This window comes from Bifidobacterium phasiani, assembly GCF_019331775.1.
Taxonomy (GTDB): domain Bacteria; phylum Actinomycetota; class Actinomycetes; order Actinomycetales; family Bifidobacteriaceae; genus Bifidobacterium; species Bifidobacterium phasiani.
This window is the reverse complement of the sequence record NZ_JAHBBD010000004.1, coordinates 1-14,698: the sequence shown is the minus strand read 5'-3', so window position 1 is coordinate 14,698 and position 14,698 is coordinate 1. Positions and strand designations below refer to the sequence as shown.

Here is a 14,698-nt window from a genome sequence, read left to right as displayed (position 1 = left end):
TCCGACGATCGCATAACTGACTGAAATCGAACGCGCGCATCCCGGTTCGCCGGGGTGCGCGCGTTCGCGCATCCGGGCCGGCCGAAGGTGACGAGGGTCACACGTGTCGGTCGCGTGTCCACGCGGACGATGGCCGTACGATGACATCAGGATCATTGACCACCGGGCGCCACGCGCGAAAGGAGGACGACGATGTCCGAGACCACCGAATTCCGCACCACGACTCGTCACATGCTCAAGCGTTCCAGGCAGTACGCCAGCCAGACCCTGATGGGCGGCCTGTCGGGCTTCGAATCGCCGATCGGCCTGGACCGGCGCGACCGCATCGAGGCGCTGAAGACCGGCGACATCGGCTTCGTGCACTCCTGGGACATCAACACCTCCGTCGACGGCCCCGGCACGCGCATGACCGTGTTCATGAGCGGCTGCCCGCTGCGCTGCCAGTACTGCCAGAACCCCGACACATGGAAGATGCGCGACGGCCGGCCCGTCTACCTCGAGGCGATGATCAAGAAGGTCGAACGCTACGCCGACCTGTTCAAGGCCACCGGCGGCGGCATCACGTTCTCCGGCGGCGAGTCGATGATGCAGCCGGCGTTCGTCTCCCGCGTGTTCCGCGCCGCCAAGGAGATGGGCGTGCACACCTGCCTCGACACCTCCGGGTTCCTCAACAAGAACTACACCGACGAGATGATCGAGGACATCGACCTGTGCCTGCTCGACGTCAAATCCGGCGACGAGGAGACCTACCATAGGGTCACCGGCGGCGTGCTCGCGCCGACCATCGAATTCGGCCAGCGCCTGGCCCGGGCCGGCAAGAAGATCTGGGTGCGGTTCGTGCTCGTGCCCGGACTGACCGACTCCGAAGAGAACGTCGAGAACGTGGCGCGCATCTGCGAGACCTTCGGCGAGGCGATCGAGCACATAGACGTGCTGGGCTTCCACCAGCTGGGCCGGCCGAAGTGGCACGAGCTGCGCATCCCTTACCCGCTGGAGGACGCCAAGGGCCCCTCGGCCGCGCTCAAGGCGCGCGTGACGAGGCAGTTCGAGGACCACGGTTTCGTCGTCTACTGACCGTTCGCTGCGCGGTGGTGGTCCTCGGACTGCCGTTGCCTGTGCGCGTGCGATCCTTGGCGGATCGCACGGCTACGTTCGCTCCACTGGAGCGAACGTCACGGTTTCGTCGTTTACTGACCGTTTGCTGCGTGGGGTGGTCCTCGAACTGCCGTTGCCTGTGCGCGTGCGATCCTCGGCGGATCGCGTGGCCAACGTCCGTTCCGCCGGAGCGGACGTCACGGGCGATTCCCGTCCTTTTGGCGGGACACGCACGTGAGATGCCGGGCGCGGACGGGTTCGGCGGATACTCTGAAGATATGGCAGACATCGTTGCATTTCCGACACCGGCGTCCGATGGGGGACGGGCAGGGATGTCGCGCGCGGACGGTCCCGCGGCGCTGGAGCGGCCGCACGGCGTGCCCGACGCGGTGTGGCGCGCCGTCGAATCCGTCCGGGACATGCCCCGGCTCGACGGGGTGCGCTACCGTGAGATCCCCGTCTCGTCGTCGCTGGCCGACTTCGGCATCGGCGTGGAGCTCTCGTGCGAGGCCGGGCCGGACCCCGCGCAGGACGCGGCCTCCGGCTGGATCATGACGCTGTATTCGGCCAGGCCGCGATCCGACTGGCGGTCGCGCTGGCGCTGCGTGGCCTTCGCCCGGCTGCCGCTGGACGGCGGGGCGAACGACTGCCTGACCCCGGCGATGTACTGGGACGACATGATGGACACGCTGGGCGCCGCCGACCCGGACGACGTCAAGGGCACGGTGACGGTGGCCCGGAACACGTCCTTCGGCGAGGCGCCGGACGAGCCCCACGTCGGTTGCGAGATGCGCGTATCATGGACGCCGACGGAGACGCCGGGCGGAGTGGACGCCGGCGGACAGGTGATGGCGTGGGCGAGGTTCCTGCGCGCATCGCTGCGCGACGACGAAAGGGAGACGCTTGGATAGGGAACCGAGGCTGCAGGCCGAGCCGCGCGGGGGAGTCCCCGACGTCATCGACACGGTCCAGCAGTATCGGCGGTACTGTTCGGCGCTGCGCGGGTCGACGGGCGCGCTGGCGGCGGACGCCGAGCGGGCGTCCGGGTTCCGGTACGGGCATGAGGACTGGCTGATCCAGTTCAAACGCGACGGCGCGGGCATCGGGCTGCTCGACCCGGTGGCGCTGACCCGGGCGGGGGTCGACTGGTCGGAGTTCGACGACGCGGTGGCGGACGCGACGTGGGTCATCCACGATGCCTCGCAGGACCTGCCCGGGTTCGCGCAGATCGGGCTGCGCCCCCGTGCGCTGTTCGACACCGAGATCGCCGCGCGGCTGCTGGGCATGCACCGGTTCGGCCTGGCTGCGGTGACGGAGCAGTATCTCGGCGTCACGCTGGCCAAGGAGCATTCGGCGGCCGACTGGTCGTACCGCCCGCTGCCGCGCGACTGGCGCAACTACGCGGCGCTGGACGTGGAGCTGCTGATCGAGCTGGAGTCGCTGATGAGCGCCGACCTCAAACGGCAGGGCAAGGACGGCTGGGCCCGCGAGGAGTTCGAGCACGCGCTGCATGAGGGGCTGCGACCGCGCCGGGAGCATCCGACGCCCTGGATGCGCATCTCCCACATCAACGTGCTCAGCCGCGACCGCCGCGGGCTGGCGGTCGCCAAGGCGCTGTGGGAGGAGCGCGACCGCCTGGCGCGGCGCTACGACATCGCGCCGGGGCTGCTGCTCTCCGACGCCGCGATCATCGAGGCCGCGCAGCGCAAGCCTCACAACGCCCGCGAGTTCCGCGCGATACGCTCGCTCAACGAACGCGTGCGCATCCATACGGGCGGCGAGCAGGACAAGATGTTCGAGCGGTACGCGCCGATCCAGCGCGCCGTCAAGCCCTCGACGTGGAAGGCCGTGATCCAGGAGGCCCTGGCGCTGCCGCCGAGCCGGTGGCCCTCGCCGCCGGCCGCCGCCGGGGACGCGCAGGGCAACGCGCCGCGCTCGATGAAGGTGTGGGCGGCCAAGCACCCCGACCGGCTGCGGCGTCTGCAGGCGGCGCGCCGCGTGATCACGCGGATAGCGGAAGACACCCGCACGCCCGCCGAGATGATCGTCAAACCGCAGATCATCCGCAACCTGTGCTGGACCGACGAGCCGGAGCGGCGGGACGTGGCCGCGTTCCTCGCCGAGCAGGGCGCGCGGCGCTGGCAGGTGTCGCTGGTGGCCGCGTCCGTGAGTCGCGCTATCATGTAACGGTTGCCTACAGGGCAGAACAAGTCGAATACGAGATATTCAGGAGCGCAAGCGTGAAAATCAGCGTCAGGAACCTCGAACCCACCAAGGTGAAGCTCACCGTCACCGTTGACCCCGAGGAGTTCAACCCGTATCTGGATGCCGCCCGCAAGGAGATCGCCAAGCAGGTCACCATCCCCGGCTTCCGCAAGGGCCACGTGCCCGGCAAGATCATCGACCAGCGCATCGGCTTCGCGGCCGTCGCGGGCGAGGCCGTGAACAACGGCGTGCCGGAGCTGTATTCCAAGGCGCTTGAGGAGAAGAAGATCCACCCGATGGCCCAGCCGGAGATCGACGTGCAGGAGGTCCCGCAGTCGGCCAAGGACGAGACCAAGCTCAAGTTCGCCGCGACCGTGGAGCGCCGCCCCGACATCGAGCTGCCGGAGCTCGAGGGCATGGAGATCGAGGTCGCCAAGCCGCAGGTCTCCGACGAGGACGTGGACCGCCGCCTGGAGAGCCTGCGCCAGCGCTTCGGCACCCTGGTGGGCGTCGACCGCCCGGCCGCCAAGGGCGACTACGCGAACATCGACCTCGTGGCCGAGATCGACGGCGAGGCCGTCGACTCCCAGGAGGGCGTGAGCTACGAGCTCGGTTCGAACACGATGCTCGACGGCCTGGACGAGGCGCTCGACGGCCTGTCCGCCGGCGAGGAGACCACCTTCGAGGGCACGCTGGAGGCCGGCGAGCACGAGGGCGAGAAGGCCCAGATCAAGGTCAAGGTCAACTCGGTGAAGGCCGAGGAGCTGCCGGAGCTGGACGACGAGTTCGCCCAGGAGGCCTCCGAGTTCGACACGCTCGAGGAGCTCAAGGCCGACATCCGCAAGACCTGTGAGCGCGACCTCGAGGCCCGCCAGGCCACCGACGCGCGCGACGCGTTCCTGGCCCGCCTCGTCGAGGGCCTGGAGATCCCGGTGCCGAAGGGCGTCAAGGCCGAGGCCGTCGAGCAGCACCTCAAGGGCATGACCCCGGATCCGGAGAAGGCCACCAAGGAGCAGAAGGACGAGGCCGAGCAGGCCGCCGAGAAGGAGCTGCGCGACCAGATCGTGCTCGACACCCTCGCCGAGAAGATGGCCGTCTCCGTCTCCCAGGCCGACGTGACCAACTTCCTGGCCTCCATCGCCCAGCAGTATGGCATGGATCCGAGCGCGTTCATCAACGCGATCGTCCGCAACGGCCAGCTCGGCTCGGCCGTGCAGGAGGTCGGCCGCTCCAAGGGCCTGCTGGCCGGCATGCGTGCCGTCAAGTTCGTCTCCGAGGGTGAGACGCTCGACCTGAGCGCCTTCCTCGGCGAGGACGACGCCGAGGCCGAGTCGGTCGAGGCCGCCTCCGCCGCTGCCGCCGTCGCCGACGAGCTCGCGCAGGCCGACGACGCCGCCGAGGAGTCGAACGACGCCGAGTGAGCCGTCCGGCCGGGCGCCCGCCGGGCGCATCGGCCGTGACATGTGACGCATGGGAAGGGCCCGTCGCCGGTGCGACGGGTCCTTCGTCGTACCGGCGCTGCTATAACGGAGCCATGGGCAAACCAACGAATCGGCGTCATGGCGGCGCCGCGCACGCCGGCGGCGGCATCGGCGCGGCGAGGGACCACGGGCGCAACGCCGGCATCCGCTTCGGCCGCGGCACGATGCCGTTCAAGGCCACCGGCCACAAGGGCGGCATCAGCCGGCAGGGCTCCAAACGCGGCTGAACGCCGCGATCGGGCGGCGCGGGCGGCGTGGACGGCATGAGCGGCGCCGACGCGCCGTGGCGATACCCGGCCGCGCGTATCGTGGGGCGTATGCATGAGGACAACATAAGGAACGCGCGGCCGGCCGACGGCGCGCGGCGGCTGGCCGCGCTGGTCGCCGCGGCGCTGGCGCTCGGCGTGGTCATCGGTCTGGTCGCGGGGCTGCTGACGCTGCTGTTGTACGGCATCGAGCAGGTGGCGCTGGGGTTCGTGGAGAATCCGGACCGGCCGGGGCCGTTCGGCACGCCGGCGTGGCGGCGCGCGCTGTCGGTGGTCGTCGGCGCGCTGGTCGCCGCCGTGGCGTGGTGGCTGCTGCGCACGCGGACGACCGCGGTGCCGTCCGTCAACAAGGCCGTGGGCGGCGCGCGGATGCCGGTGTGGCAGACGGTCGTGCACGTGCTGCTGCAGATCTGGATCGTCGGCACGGGCATGTCGATCGGACGCGAGGTCGCGCCGCGAGAATTCGGCGCGATGGCGGGCCAGCGCGCCGTGGCGCTGTGCCGCCTGGACGGGCGCGACACGCGCACGGTGGTCGCGATCGCGGCCGGCGCCGGCCTGGCCGGCGTGTACAACGCGCCGCTGGCGGGCGCGTTCTTCGCCGTGGAGATCCTGCTGGCCGACGTCACGCTGGAGACCGTGGCGCTTTCGTTTGCCTGCTCGTCGGTGGCCGCATGGGTCGCGACGCTGCTCAAGGGCACGCACACGTTCTACGACATGGGCGCGGTGGACGGCCTGTTCACGCCCGACCTGATGGCGTTCGCGCTGGTCGCGGGCGCGGTGTGCGGCGTGTGCGGGACGCTGTTCCGGCTCGGCTCGTCCTGGGCGGAGCGCCACAGGGCGACCGGGCGCGCGATCCTGTGGCAGCTGCCGCTGGCCGGCGTGGCCACGGGCGTCGTGGCCGTCTGGGTGCCGCAGGTGATGGGCAACGGCCGCGCCACCGCGCAGATGGGCTTCGGCGCGACGGCGCAGACGGCCCTGATCGGCGTGCTGCTGCTGTCGTTCGCGGCCAAGGCCGTGATGACGCTGCTGACGATCCGCGCGGGCGCCTCCGGCGGCGTGCTGACGCCGGGCATCGCCCTGGGCGCCTCGCTCGGCGCGGTGCTGGGCATCCTGTGGATGCAGGGCTTCGGCACCAACTCGATCGGCGTGTACGCGCTGCTGGGGGCGTGCGCGCTGCTGGCGGCCTCGCAGCAGGCGCCGCTGATGGCGATGTGCCTGGTCATGGAGCTGGCCGACGCGCCGCTGAACCTGTTCGTGCCGGTGGGGCTGGCCGTGGCCGTCGGCGCGCTGACCTCGAAGTGGCTGGGCGGCCGGCTGCCGACGCTATGCGGGCAGCGCAAAATGCGCCGTGAGGTCGCTTCGGGGCGGTAGTCTGAGGAACATCAGCACAGTACGACAAGGAGACAAGGTGAGCAATACTCTGACGCTTCCGGTCATGGCGGGCGAGGACGCGCCGGCCGGGCCTGTCGACCCGATTTTCAATCGTCTGCTCAAGGACCGCATCATCTGGATGGGCGAGGAGGTCAAGGACGACATGGCCAACCGCATCTGCGCGCAGATGCTGATGCTGGCCGCCGAGGACCCGAAGAAGGACATCTGGCTGTACATCAACTCGCCGGGCGGCTCGATCACGGCCGGCATGGCGATCTACGACACGATGCAGCTCATCGAGCCGGACGTGGCGACGGTGGGCCTGGGCATGTGCGCCTCGATGGGCCAGTTCCTGCTCAGCTCGGGCGCCAAGGGCAAGCGGTACCTGACCTCGCACGCCCGCGTGCTGATGCACCAGCCCTCGGGCGGCATCGGCGGCACCACCACCGACGTGCGCATCAACGCCGAGCTGATCATGGACATGAAGAAGACGCTGGCGGAGCTGACCGCGGAGCAGACCGGCCACACGGTCGAGGAGATCTACCGCGACAACGAGTACGACCACTGGTTCACCGCGCAGCAGGCGTTGGAGTACGGCTTCGTCGACAAGATCGTCACCACGCCCGACACCATCAACGCCGACTGAGAAAGGATCGTCACCACATGGCAAGTGAAGAAGCGCAGTTCGCATCCCGCGCCGAGCGCCTTGCGGGCCCGCAGGGCGTCGTCGGCTTCATGCCCCGGGCGGCCCGCGAGGCCGCGTTCGCCCCGCAGGACCGCTACATCCTGCCGCAGTTCGAGGAGAAGACCCCGTACGGCTACAAGCGCCAGGACCCGTACACCCGCCTGTTCGAGGACCGCATCATCTTCATGGGCGTGCAGGTGGACGACGCCGCGGCCGACGACATCATGGCCCAGCTGCTCGTGCTCGAAAGCCAGGACCCGAACCGCGACGTGATGATGTACATCAATTCGCCGGGCGGCTCGATGACCGCGATGACCGCGATCTACGACACGATGCAGTACATCAAGCCGGACGTGCAGACCGTCTGCCTCGGCCAGGCCGCCTCGGCCGCCGCGATCCTGCTGGCCGCCGGCGCCCCCGGCAAGCGCCTGATCCTGCCGAACGCCCGCGTGCTGATCCACCAGCCGGCCATCGACCAGGGCTTCGGCAAGGCCACCGAGATCGAGATCCAGGCCCGCGAGATGCTGCGCATGCGCGAATGGCTGGAGGAGACGCTGGCCAAGCACACCGGCCAGGACATCGAGCGCATCCGCCGCGACATCGAGGTGGACACCTTCCTGACGGCCCAGCAGGCCAAGGAATACGGCATCGTGGACGAGGTGCTCGAGCACCGCTCCTGACACCCGCGCACGACCTTTACAACTCGGACGCCCCCGACGAAGACCCGTTGCGGTATTCTTCGTGAGGGGGCGTCGTCGCGTCGCGGCGCGGCCCGCGGACGCCCGGGAACGACGAGGGAGACGATATGGGACGTGTGGTCAGCTACAACGAGGACGTGCCGTGCTGCACGTTCTGCGGGAAGAGCGAGCACCAGGTCCGCAAGCTGGTCACCGGTCCGGCGGCCGCGATCTGCGACGAATGCATTGCCCTGTGCGTCGACATCATCGCCGAGGAGCGCGAGCGCGACGCCGAGGTCAACACGCTGCGGCTGCCCAAGCCGGCCGAGATCTGCGCGTACCTGGACCGCTACGTCGTCGGCCAGGACGCGGCCAAGCGCACGCTGTCCGTGGCCGTGTACAACCACTACAAACGCGTGAACATGGAGCTGCGCGAGGCCGCGACCGAGCTGGGCGCCTCGGGACAGGGCCGGCCGATCCGGGCGCGGCGGCGGAACGACCCGCTCGCCGACGTGCAGGTCGCCAAGTCGAACATCCTGCTGCTCGGCCCCACGGGCGTGGGCAAGACCTATCTGGCCCAGACGCTGGCGAACATGATGAACGTGCCGTTCGTGATCACCGACGCGACCACGCTCACCGAGGCGGGCTACGTCGGCGACGACGTGGAGACCGTGCTGCAGCGGCTGCTGCAGGCCGCCGACGGCGACGTGAGCCGCGCGCAGCACGGCATCGTCTACATCGACGAGATCGACAAGATCGCGCGCAAGTCGGGGGAGAACACCTCGATCACCCGCGACGTGTCGGGCGAGGGCGTGCAGCAGGCGCTGCTCAAGATCCTCGAGGGCACCATCGCCTCGGTGCCGGTCGAGGGCACCCGCAAGCACCGCGAGCAGGAGACGATCCAGCTGGACACTCGCGGCATCCTGTTCATCTGCGGCGGCGCGTTCGTCGGCCTGACCGACATCGTGGAGCGCCGGCTCGGCACGCGCGAAAGCGGGTTCGGCGCGGCGTGGCACGACCACGAGGTCAGCCGCGGCGAGCTGCTCGCGCAGGTCACCGCCGACGACCTGGCCGAGTTCGGGCTGCTGCCCGAGTTCATCGGCCGCCTGCCGGTCGTCAGCGTGCTCGACGAGCTGGGCGAGGAGGACCTGCGCGAGATCCTCACGCGCCCGGCCAACGCCCTGACCAAGCAGTACCGCAAGCTGTTCGCGGTGGACGGCGTCGAGCTGCTGTTCACCCAGGAGGCGATCGCGGCGATCGCGGCGACGGCCATCCGGCAGGGCACCGGCGCGCGCGGGCTGCGCTCGATCATCGAACGGACGCTGGAGGGCACGATGTTCACGCTGCCGAGCCTGGACGACGTCTCGCAGGTCATCGTCGACGCCGCGTCGGTGAACGGCGACAGCGAGCCGAAGCTCGTGCGTGCCGACGACCGGCGGACCGCACGCCGCCGCGTGGCGTGAGGGCGGGCGGCGGCCGGTGTCACGGCCATGGCAGTGCCTCATACACCGCCATCGCGTGATTCCTCGAACGGAACGACCACTCGGACCAGCCACTCGCCCTCGTCGGTGCCATGCGCGGATAGGATGCCCCCGACCTCGCCGAGACGTTCGCGCAGCCGGCGCAGTCCGGTTCCTAAGACGGGTGCGTCCCGATCGCGATGATCGGCGTTCCGGCCGATGAGGTTCGACGCGAGGATCACACACCGTTGCGCATCCACTACGACAGTGCAGTCGTATCCGCCGTCGATGTCGGCATGTCGCGCGATGTTGCCGCGAATCTCGGTGATCGCCGTGCGGACCAGCGGCCATCGGTCGCACGGGATGGCCATGTTGGCGCCGGTGCGGGCCGGGCTTACGCTGGATGCGCCCCGAAGGCCCAGCGCGTGCAGTATTCGGTCATTGGCATCGAGCAGGTCCTGGACCTCCTGCATGGGGATTTCCGAAGGACTCGCTGTGTCCATGGAGTGGGTGCCGGGATGATCGGTCCCGTCGCGCCCTCCGCCCTCCAGCAATTGGATGGCGCGGTGCGCTTCGGAAAGCGCGTGGTGCGCCAGGTCGTGGATGATGTCATCGCGTGCGTGCGCGTTCGCCGGCGCATCGCCGTCCGGACGCCGTGTCGACAGGAGCATGATCGCCGCCAGATCGTTCGTGACCGAATCATGCAATCTGCCGGTGATGGTCTGCATGCGGCGCATCCGGTCGCGCTGCTCGGCGATGAGACGTTGCGCCCGGCGTCGCTCGTGACGTTGTCGGACGGCGGCGTGGCGGAATCCCAGCAGCGCCGCCAGGGCGGTGACCGCCGTCAGCAGGATGAGCGGAACGGCCGTGGGGGCGAGGCCGAACCGGCTCTGGGTGACGATGTGGACGGCCGCCGCAACGGCGAGCAACATCCCCGCCATGAAGGCCTGGGCCCGCGTCCGGTAGGCCAGACAGTACATCGCCAGCGGCACGGCGAGAGCGATGGCAACCGGCGGGGTCGGTGCTCCCGTCGGTTGCAGGGCGAATGCGGCGAACAGGCCGTTGACGGCATCAATCGCCGGGCTGGCCCACAGGCAGCCCACACCGAGCATCACAGTGCACCACGAGCCGGCGATCGGCAGCCGGAGCGTCATCATCTCGGCGCAGGCCAGCACCAGGGCGAACGCCGTGGAGAAGCCGGACACCATCATCATTGCATGCCCGATCAGGGCCTCGATGAGGATGAGTGCCGTGCAGGTCAGCACACAGGCGGCGACCATCGGCTGCCGGTACGGCGGCGGCGACATCGCATCGGGAGCGTGGTCGGTCATGACTGTCAGAACAGGTGTTCGCGAATACAGATGGCGATGGCGTGCGCGCGGGTGCGCGCGCCGAGTTTGGCGCATGCGCGGTGTTCGTATGAGGCTACGGTGCTTTTGGTGATCCCGAACATGGCCATGATGTCGCTGGTCCGCGACCCTTGGGCATAGGCCTGCATGATGCGCAGTTCCTGCGACGATAATGCCGCCGGCCCGTCGGTGCCGGTGATTGCTGCGGCGGCCGCGGGTTCGTCCGATTCACGGATGGAATTGCGTCCGTGAGCGGCGGCGCCGGTTATCGCGGCGGCAAGCGCCGCGACATCATGCTTGGCGACCAGCGCATGCGCGCCATGGTATGCGGCCCGCCGGCGATAGTGATCGAGCGGGTACGAGGTGATGCCGACGATACCGACGCCGGGGCACAGCCCGCGGATCTTGCCGCACAGTTCGTACCCGGGCATCTCGTTCATGGCCATGTCGATCACCACGACATCCGGACGGGTGCGCGGGACCATGCAGCGGCGGGCCGCGCTTGAGGGCGACGTGACCGCCCAGACCACCGAGAAACCGGCGTCCAGGCTGCCTATGATCGCGCGCAGAGCGCGAAGCGCCATGTCGTCGTTGTCGACCACCCCGATCGTGACGGCGTCCGTCATCGCCATATCCCCTCCAACCCGTGCCGTTCCTGGTACGGCAACCATTGCGGACGAGGCCCGTACACGGCCATTGTAGAACGTACCGCGGAACCGCGGCACGGAGGGCGCGGACGAACGTCCCGCCATTGGAAAGGAGAACGCGATGGGTCGAATGACACGGGGTGTGCGGGCATGGACGCGTTGACATGCCGGGATATCGCATATCGATATGCCGGGAACCGGGTGCTCGACGGCATATCGTTCCGCGCCCCGAACGGCATCTCCATCATCCTGGGGCCTAACGGCGCCGGGAAGAGCACGCTGCTGCGCGTGCTCGCCACGGAACTGCGTGCCGCCGCCGGAACGATCGCCTATGCGGGGCACCCCGTGGCGACGGAACGCGATCTTCGTTGGTTCCGCTCCGCGGTCGGGTATCTGCCTCAGCGATTCTCCTGCATGGATCACGCTTCCGTGCTCGACAACGTCGTGTACAGCGCATGGTCGCATGGCGTCGCCATACGCGACTGCGAGAGGGCCGCGGACCGCGCCCTGGACGTGACCGGTCTGCGCGAGCACGCCCGTACCGCCGCACGCCGTCTCTCCGGCGGCATGCGGCAACGTATGGGCATGGCGTGCGCGATTGCCCATGCGCCCGGCATCCTGCTGCTCGACGAACCTACGGTGGGCATCGATCCCCGGCAGCGTTTGGAGATCCGGCGCTTCCTTGTCCGGTATGCGGAGCGGGCGATCGTCCTGATGAGCACCCATATCGTGGATGAGGTTCCGACGCTGGCGAACCGCGTGCTGGTTCTTGACTCCGGACACATGGTGTTCGACGGGTCGGTCGAACGGTTCCGCTCCCTCGGGGACGAACGATCGTACTCGACGCTCTGGGAATCGGCGTATATCCGTGCGCTGGAAGGGGCGGGACGGGCATGAGGGCGCAGATGGGGAATCCGCGGCATGATTGCAGTCGCGGCATGTTCGCCGGGCTGGTGTTTCCCTGGCATCCGGCCGAACTGCTGGCGCCGGGATTGATCATCGTCGTCGTCGGTCTGGCCTCGTCCCGGTTGTGCGGTGATTGGCCTCCGCGGACATGGCACGATGTGGCGGCCACGGTGAGGGAATCCCAACTCCCCGCGGTCATGGTGTCATCGATCGCGGCGGCCGTGCATGCCACGGTGCTGTCGAAAGACTCCATCATCGAACCGGCATATGGAGGACGGCCGGTCGCGAAGCGGTTGGCACGCGAGTCCGCCGTGCTGTGGTGTTGGGTGTCGCTGTGCTATGCCGTGGGCTTCATCCCCCTGGCCGTGGTAACTTCGCGCGTCGCCACGGGCGGAAGGTTCGACGTGTTGTCGTATCTGAGCGTCGCGTTCGGGGTCGGCACGCTGGCGGTGGTGGCCTTCGTCATCGCCGGTCTCGTGTCGCGCCGCTGTCCGCGACTGATCGCCGTGGCCGTGTCCGTCGGCGCCGTCGCGGCGTGCTGCGCCGTTCCGGTGGCGTTGAGCACGAATCCCGTCGGGGTGTCACTGTTGGCCCTGGCCCCATACTGGGGGTTGGAGTTTCCGTTCGTCGGTGATGCATTGTCCGTGGCGGTGACGGTGTCGCGTATCTGCTTCGCCGTGCTGTCGGCGGTGTGCTCCGTCACGATGATGGGCGCCTGGTTGTCCCGTGGGTCCATGGCGCATCGCGCGGCGTCGTTGCTGTGGCTGGTGCCCCCGATGGTCATGGTCGTGGTCGTGACGTCGATGCAGCCCAACCTTGTCGTGCCCGACCGGGATGCCCGGGCGGTCTGCCGCCGCGAGGGGATGGTTCTTACCTGCGTGGAATCCTCGTACTCGGCGTTGCTGTCGCCGGTGTCGGATGGGGTGTCCGATGTCTACGAGCGGTTCGAACCGGGGGTTCCGAAGCTGGTGATCGGCGCGGGACTGCATGCGGCGTTTCTGCGTGACGTTCCGGGTGTGCCGGATGCTGACGGATATCGGGTCGCGGATGTCGGACTTGGCGTGTCCGATGCCGATACGCCCCGGAGTTATCGGGATATGGTGCTTGGCGACGTCGCCCGTGACCTGTCCGGCGTCTCGGCGTGCGGCGAGGCTTCGGGGGAGTCCGCGGACATCGCCTACCTGCTGTGGCGGGATCTTGAATCGTATCTGCGCGATGGGGAGTTTCCCGACGACGGCGATGCGGGTCCGGGCATGGCGTCGGATCCGGCGTCATGGTATGAGGCGAGGCGGGAGCCCATCCGGACGTGTTCGCTGTCGTGGAAGGACTGGAACCGATGAATGCATATGGCGTGGACGGGGAATCCCGCCAGGTGGTCTCCCGGACGCCGATGGCGGAGTGGCGGCTGTGGATTCGGGCCCGGCGCCCCGTCGCTGTCGGCGTATTCGCCGGTCTGGGATGCGTCGCGGCCGCGCTGCCCTGGCTGGACGTGCTGTGCGTACCCCAGGCGTTGACGGGGGCCGATGCGGTCAATGTGGGCATGAACGTCATGCTGCTGCTGGTATGCGAGGCGGCCATGGTGCGTGGATGCGTCGGGGTGATGCCGTGGTGTGATGCGGTCGCCGACGGGAGCGGGCGGTATGAGGGCATGTGCGCGATGGCCTTGATGGCGTACGCCGCCGGAACGCCGTGGCTGTGGCTGCTGTCGCACGACCCGCGCTCTGCGTTGCCGGTCGCCGTGCTGCACTGCTGCATATCGGTGTTCGGCATGGCGGTCGTGCTCATGGCCGTGTCGGCGGTGGGGTGCGGCGGGGGCGCGGTTGGTCTCGCCATGCTGATTGCGTTGGTGGCGACGGGCTCCCTCCAACGGCAGTGGTTCGGGGCGTCGCTGCTTCCTCTGGACGTCGACGAGTGCGGTGCGGCGCGGGTGGCGCTGTGCCTGACGATGTCCATGGTCGCGGTGGTCATGGCCGCGCGCAGTCGGTTTGGTGCCAGACCATTGCTGGTGATGTGACGTCCGCGACTTTGGTGCGGGCGGAACGGCGCAACACGCCGATTTGCATCAGGAAGCACATTGGTGTAGTTTATTTCGAGTTGCCGGAAGACAACATGCGCGAGTAGCCCAGCGGATTAGAGCAGCTGACTACGGATCAGCAGGTCGCAGGTTCGAATCCTGTCTCGCGCACTCGCCGGGGTAGCGATACCGCGGCATGCGCCAGTAGCCCAGCGGATTAGAGCATCTGACTACGGATCAGAAGGTCGCAGGTTCGAATCCTGTCTGGCGCACCACCTCGAAAGCCTACTGGCAGTAGGCATTGGCCCGCATCTGGAAGGATGCGGGTTTTTCGTTTCCGGCCGGCGTCGTATGGCGGCTCTTCCGGTTTTCGTGTGTGTCGGGTTCATGGTTGTGAGATTCGTTCCCGTATGGTTTGTCGGCTCTTCCGGTTTTCGTGTGTGTCGGGTTCATGGTTGTGAGATTCGTTCCCGTATGGTTTGTCTGAATCCTCCGGCGTGCAGGAGGCTTCTGGTGATGTAGTTGCCGAGGTTGGTGAAGCC

Annotated in this window: 14 protein-coding genes and 2 tRNA genes; 14 read left to right on the top strand and 2 right to left on the bottom strand. The window is 68.5% G+C overall.

What is annotated here, in order from left to right; translation table 11 throughout:
- Positions 1 to 192 precede the first annotated feature (192 nt).
- From pflA to clpX, 9 genes are all read left to right on the top strand, one after another.
- A complete protein-coding gene (gene pflA, locus KIH73_RS02585) occupies positions 193 to 1,074 on the top strand; it encodes a pyruvate formate-lyase-activating protein (protein ID WP_219080244.1) in 882 nt (293 codons plus the stop codon).
- Positions 1,075 to 1,373: 299 nt separating this feature from the next.
- Positions 1,374 to 2,006, top strand: coding sequence for a DUF3000 family protein (locus KIH73_RS02580; protein ID WP_219080242.1), 633 nt, complete (start codon positions 1,374 to 1,376; stop codon positions 2,004 to 2,006).
- The gene (locus tag KIH73_RS02575; RefSeq protein ID WP_219080240.1) at positions 1,999 to 3,282 is read left to right on the top strand and encodes an HRDC domain-containing protein; all 1,284 of its coding nucleotides are present in this window, start codon (positions 1,999 to 2,001) and stop codon (positions 3,280 to 3,282) included. The genes KIH73_RS02580 and KIH73_RS02575 overlap by 8 nt, the downstream gene beginning before the upstream one ends.
- Positions 3,283 to 3,335: 53 nt before the next feature.
- Positions 3,336 to 4,721 (top strand): trigger factor, encoded by a 1,386-nt coding sequence (gene tig, locus KIH73_RS02570; RefSeq protein ID WP_219080238.1) that lies wholly within the window; start codon positions 3,336 to 3,338, stop codon positions 4,719 to 4,721.
- Positions 4,722 to 4,834: 113 nt separating this feature from the next.
- Positions 4,835 to 5,008, top strand: coding sequence for a hypothetical protein (locus KIH73_RS02565; RefSeq protein WP_219080441.1), 174 nt, complete (start codon positions 4,835 to 4,837; stop codon positions 5,006 to 5,008).
- A 90-nt stretch (positions 5,009 to 5,098) separates the two neighbouring features.
- Complete coding sequence (locus KIH73_RS02560) at positions 5,099 to 6,418, top strand: chloride channel protein (protein WP_236022535.1); 1,320 nt, start codon at positions 5,099 to 5,101, stop codon at positions 6,416 to 6,418.
- A gap of 37 nt (positions 6,419 to 6,455) precedes the next feature.
- Positions 6,456 to 7,064: an ATP-dependent Clp protease proteolytic subunit gene (locus KIH73_RS02555; RefSeq protein WP_219080234.1), complete on the top strand. Its 609-nt coding sequence runs from the start codon at positions 6,456 to 6,458 to the stop codon at positions 7,062 to 7,064.
- Between the two features lie 17 nt (positions 7,065 to 7,081).
- The gene (locus KIH73_RS02550) at positions 7,082 to 7,783 is read left to right on the top strand and encodes an ATP-dependent Clp protease proteolytic subunit (RefSeq protein WP_219080232.1); all 702 of its coding nucleotides are present in this window, start codon (positions 7,082 to 7,084) and stop codon (positions 7,781 to 7,783) included.
- 125 nt (positions 7,784 to 7,908) lie between these two features.
- Positions 7,909 to 9,243: an ATP-dependent Clp protease ATP-binding subunit ClpX gene (gene clpX, locus KIH73_RS02545; protein ID WP_219080230.1), complete on the top strand. Its 1,335-nt coding sequence runs from the start codon at positions 7,909 to 7,911 to the stop codon at positions 9,241 to 9,243.
- Between the two features lie 38 nt (positions 9,244 to 9,281).
- On the opposite strand, the gene KIH73_RS02540 is transcribed toward clpX, so the two are convergent.
- On the bottom strand, positions 9,282 to 10,571 hold the full coding sequence (locus KIH73_RS02540; RefSeq protein ID WP_219080228.1) for a sensor histidine kinase: 1,290 nt from the start codon (positions 10,569 to 10,571) through the stop codon (positions 9,282 to 9,284).
- Between the two features lie 5 nt (positions 10,572 to 10,576).
- On the bottom strand, positions 10,577 to 11,221 hold the full coding sequence (locus KIH73_RS02535) for a response regulator (RefSeq protein WP_219080226.1): 645 nt from the start codon (positions 11,219 to 11,221) through the stop codon (positions 10,577 to 10,579).
- Between the two features lie 165 nt (positions 11,222 to 11,386).
- Here KIH73_RS02535 and KIH73_RS02530 point away from each other — a divergent pair, with 165 nt between their 5' ends.
- The 5 genes from KIH73_RS02530 to KIH73_RS02510 all read left to right on the top strand — a co-directional run bounded on the left by KIH73_RS02530 (position 11,387) and on the right by KIH73_RS02510 (position 14,431).
- On the top strand, positions 11,387 to 12,133 hold the full coding sequence (locus tag KIH73_RS02530) for an ABC transporter ATP-binding protein (RefSeq protein ID WP_219080224.1): 747 nt from the start codon (positions 11,387 to 11,389) through the stop codon (positions 12,131 to 12,133).
- Entirely contained in the window at positions 12,130 to 13,482 is a 1,353-nt protein-coding gene (locus KIH73_RS02525; protein ID WP_219080222.1) for a hypothetical protein, read from the top strand. The genes KIH73_RS02530 and KIH73_RS02525 overlap by 4 nt, the downstream gene beginning before the upstream one ends.
- Before the next feature lie 11 nt (positions 13,483 to 13,493).
- The gene (locus tag KIH73_RS02520) at positions 13,494 to 14,156 is read left to right on the top strand and encodes a hypothetical protein (protein WP_219080220.1); all 663 of its coding nucleotides are present in this window, start codon (positions 13,494 to 13,496) and stop codon (positions 14,154 to 14,156) included.
- A 97-nt stretch (positions 14,157 to 14,253) separates the two neighbouring features.
- Positions 14,254 to 14,327: transfer RNA gene (locus KIH73_RS02515), tRNA-Arg, on the top strand.
- 27 nt (positions 14,328 to 14,354) lie between these two features.
- Positions 14,355 to 14,431, top strand: a tRNA-Arg gene (locus KIH73_RS02510).
- Positions 14,432 to 14,698 lie beyond the last annotated feature (267 nt).

Bases quoted from the DNA above. Each gene is read 5' to 3' on its own strand.
- pflA (WP_219080244.1), top strand. From the start codon at position 193: ATGTCCGAGACCACCGAATTCCGCACCACGACTCGTCACATGCTCAAG.
- KIH73_RS02580 (WP_219080242.1), top strand. From the start codon at position 1,374: ATGGCAGACATCGTTGCATTTCCGACACCGGCGTCCGATGGGGGACGG.
- KIH73_RS02565 (WP_219080441.1), top strand. From the start codon at position 4,835: ATGGGCAAACCAACGAATCGGCGTCATGGCGGCGCCGCGCACGCCGGC.
- KIH73_RS02560 (WP_236022535.1), top strand. From the start codon at position 5,099: ATGCATGAGGACAACATAAGGAACGCGCGGCCGGCCGACGGCGCGCGG.
- KIH73_RS02550 (WP_219080232.1), top strand. From the start codon at position 7,082: ATGGCAAGTGAAGAAGCGCAGTTCGCATCCCGCGCCGAGCGCCTTGCG.
- clpX (WP_219080230.1), top strand. From the start codon at position 7,909: ATGGGACGTGTGGTCAGCTACAACGAGGACGTGCCGTGCTGCACGTTC.
- KIH73_RS02540 (WP_219080228.1), bottom strand. From the start codon at position 10,571: ATGACCGACCACGCTCCCGATGCGATGTCGCCGCCGCCGTACCGGCAG.
- KIH73_RS02535 (WP_219080226.1), bottom strand. From the start codon at position 11,221: ATGGCGATGACGGACGCCGTCACGATCGGGGTGGTCGACAACGACGAC.
- KIH73_RS02530 (WP_219080224.1), top strand. From the start codon at position 11,387: ATGGACGCGTTGACATGCCGGGATATCGCATATCGATATGCCGGGAAC.
- KIH73_RS02525 (WP_219080222.1), top strand. From the start codon at position 12,130: ATGAGGGCGCAGATGGGGAATCCGCGGCATGATTGCAGTCGCGGCATG.